The organism is Silvanigrella sp. (assembly GCF_044369315.1).
Taxonomy (GTDB): Bacteria; Bdellovibrionota_B; Oligoflexia; order Silvanigrellales; family Silvanigrellaceae; genus Silvanigrella.
The window spans coordinates 1-3,597 of record NZ_JBIPMD010000289.1; the positions used below are offsets into that span (position 1 = coordinate 1).

A 3,597-nucleotide genomic window follows, 5' to 3' on the forward strand; every position below is an offset into this window, starting at 1 on the left:
CAATGGCTTCAATTAATTTGTTACCTTATTAATCGCACTGCTTACTTCCACGCTGATGGCTAATCTTTACGTGGGTGAGATTCGCACTCACTGGTTCTTACGCACTTATCTTGGCGCACCATAAATATATCCTTCAAAAGCTGTTTTATTTCCTTTATCCACTCGGGTGCGTGTTGCTATATTGAAGTCTTGATAATATTTATAAGAGTAAGAAAGAATCAAATCTCTTGTTTCATCATAGTGTGATAAATTTTCTAAACTTCCGAACTATTCGCTAAGTTTCTTTGCTTAATACGTCCTAAACCATCATAATTATAATTTTCATGAAGCGTTTTTGCTGTGTTTAAATTAATAAATTCACTCTTTATAAGTTTTCCATTGAGTGGACTGTAATGGAAACGAGTTTTGTTACCTTCTATATCTTTACTTTCTATGAGGTTACCTTGTAAATCATAATTATAAGTTAGACTTAAATTATCAGGATGCGTTTTACTTTTTAATTTTCCATCCCTAAAATAATCATAGGTTGTGGTTCCTAAACTGTCTTTCATGCGAATAAGCTGGTTATTGGAATCATAAGTATATTCTACTAAAGATTTCGTATCACCCAAAACTTCTTTTTTGATAAGGTTATTGAAATCATCGTAAGTAAAAAGTATTTCTTTACCAGATCGTAATATTTGTTTTACATTATTTCCTTTACTATCATAAAAATATTGAATTGATTTTCCAGAAGGATCAGAATCGGTTATCATTTACCCTAATTCATTATATTTTCTTTGACCTAATAAAATATTCTTTCCATCTGAAGTTGTAACACTTTTTTCCGTGATTTGATCTTCAAACAAAACATCGTAAACATAATGAATTCGCTTTCCATCATTATAAATATCTGCTATTTTATTACCTTTTAAGTCGTACTCATAGCGCATTTTATTACCAAGAACATCTACAGATTGAATGAGGTTTCCAAAACCATCATATTGATTCGTTGATGTACTATGGTGTGAGCCTGATGGAGAATATAAAGAAGTAGATACTGGTTTTTTTGAAATATTTAACTTTACCAAACTTTTTGGTGAAGACTCACCACTTATAAGCGATTTGATAAAACTGGATTGAGTTAAAGCCACATCATCATACTCTGTATACTTAACCGTTTTGTCGGCACTAATAACTTCTTTCTCTCTTCCAAAAGCGTCATACTTATACTCTACTGAAAGATTGTAATGTTCTCCATTTACATCTTTGTTAAACGCCGTTTCTTTTCTTTTTTGATTCGACAATGTATATTCATAGCTAAAAAGTTTTTTATCTGGATTTGGGTAATGGTCCTGATATTTTTCAATAATTCGTCCTAAGGAATCATAAACAATGTAATTTGCCTGTCCTGTAGACGTAATAACTTGGAGAGCACTCTTACCTAACTCTGGATTAGAATATTGATAAGAAACAGATGATGGTTTTCCGGTATTTTGCCCTACCGTTTCTTTAACCACTCTTCCTAAGACATCATATTGATAAGAAATGTCAGCAATTTTATTTTGTGTCGTTGTTTTTCTCTCTACCTGCTGCGTAAAGGCATTGTAAGTAGTAATCATTTGTATTGGTTTTTCTGCCTGCACCATGGAACCAACAAAATCCTTTGTTACTGTATTTACCTTTCCATTGCTTGAATATTGATAATGAGACTGTGTTACTTTACATTTCCCTCTATCTGCAGCTAAAATTTTTGTAAAAGAAGGGATAGAAATTATGGATGTAGTCCCATTCCCTAAATTCATTTGAGCAGCATAAGAGTGGATCTCTGTTTTATAAACAGTCCCGCAAGTTGATTCCTCTATTTTACACAAAGTCGGGCTATATTTACTCATTGTCGCTTTTAATCTTTGAAAAGCTTTTCCTTCTGCATTTTTTGCAGTTTCATAGACATATTCTTTTATTTTGCTAGACTTTTCAAATTTAGAACTTGTTACAATTCTTTGAGGAAGGTGAACAATTCCATTAAAATTCTCGGAAACGGGAAGATATTTATATTCCGTTATAATTCCAGAGGCATCCTCTGTTTTCAACAGATTTCCATAATTATCATATTCTTGTTTTATTGATTCGATACGACTATTGCTCCCATTAAAGTAAGCTGTTCGAATTTCTTTGGGTAAATTGTAGTTTGGTTCAAGGGCATCAAAATTCCTAGAAGCCCATTCAGGATAAATAAATTCCTTTTTTTGCAGAGTATTCCCTTCATTTTTTACTCGTATTTCTTCTTCTATGAGCTGGTGAAAATGATTATAAGTCCTAATAGTAAAAATGATTTTTCCATTTGCAGCTGGTTTTTCTTCAATTGTATAATATTTGTAATTATTAGGAGTAAAAAATAAGGGGTCTTCATCGTTAACAAAACGGTAACCACGACCTAAATAGTTCCTGCTATTGTTGTCATTTTCACCATAATAATAACTTGTTTCTTCTTGATTTTTTTCTGATTGAGGAAGAACAATTGTTGTAATTTTGGACACAGCAGGGAATGACAATCCTTCTTTTGAAGAAGAAAGACCTTTCTTTAAATATGTGACATTTATTGATGTCCCTGTTGGGTAAAGGATCTTTTTTATCAAAGAATATTTAGAAAAATCAGCACTATCCTTTGGCTCTAGGTAAGAAAGTGTTACTTTTTGTTTGAGAGGGTCTTCAATAGAATGCAAAATAGATCCACTTTGTCCTTTTGTAAGTAACGTAACAGCAGGTTTTGCACTTCCATTATGACGTTTGACTTCAATTAAGCTATCCGAATAATAAGAAATTTCGATTTTTTTCAGTTTTTCTTGATTTACTGGGTTTTTGTAAGAAATAGACTCTAAACGGTTTTTATTAATGTAATTAAATTCCGCAGAATGACCTTCTGCATTGGTAAGTTTCATTAAGTTTCCATTTACAAGATCCAGTTGCTCTTCTTTACCATCTTTATATTTTAGTGTGAGAATATTTTGCTTTCTATCAATGGTAATTTTAAGATCTTTTAACTTATAATACTTTAAGTTTCCTTTTCCAAAATCAACCTTATAGGAACCCCCACTTGATAAGGAAATCATCCTACTTTCGGGATTAAACCGAGTAAGATTCCAATTCCAACCTTTCCCCAAACCAAATCCTTTCGTCGCAATTGATGAAAGAGAAGAATAGTTGATGGATAGTGAAAAAGAAGGATCTTCAAAACCATTCCCTACCACTTCTGCAATTTGATACGAAATGGAAAGAGCTCCTGTTCGAGCATCCACGGTTTGTGATAAATTTTTAAAATTGTATGCATCACTTGTAATGCTGCTTTCATCGCTTGCACTACGCACTACAAGCGCATTCTTAGCATTCAACAGATTTTTTGCTGTTGAGTCTTCTTTATTAATAGACTCTTCTTGCTCAGGAAAAGGACTTTCTTGGGCATTACCTGAAACTTCTTGGGAAGAGTGGATATCATTAGAAGGTACCAATGGGTGTCCTCCCAATAAGTGATTTTTACAAAGCATAAATCCAGAATTAAATCTCCTTTTGAGGAGGAGATTTAAATGGAGATGGAAAATAGACTTTTAAAATTGTCAG

2 protein-coding genes are annotated in these 3,597 nt (G+C 32.6%); both read right to left on the reverse strand.

The features are described from left to right. Positions 1-254: 254 nt before the first annotated feature. The gene (locus ACIQ56_RS15600; RefSeq protein ID WP_397601965.1) at positions 255-755 is read right to left on the reverse strand and encodes a hypothetical protein; all 501 of its coding nucleotides are present in this window, start codon (positions 753-755) and stop codon (positions 255-257) included. Continuing rightward, positions 756-3,488, reverse strand: coding sequence for a hypothetical protein (locus ACIQ56_RS15605; protein ID WP_397601966.1), 2,733 nt, complete (start codon positions 3,486-3,488; stop codon positions 756-758). Positions 3,489-3,597: the final 109 nt, after the last annotated feature.

Bases quoted from the DNA above. Each gene is read 5' to 3' on its own strand.
- ACIQ56_RS15600 (WP_397601965.1), bottom strand. From the start codon at position 755: ATGATAACCGATTCTGATCCTTCTGGAAAATCAATTCAATATTTTTAT.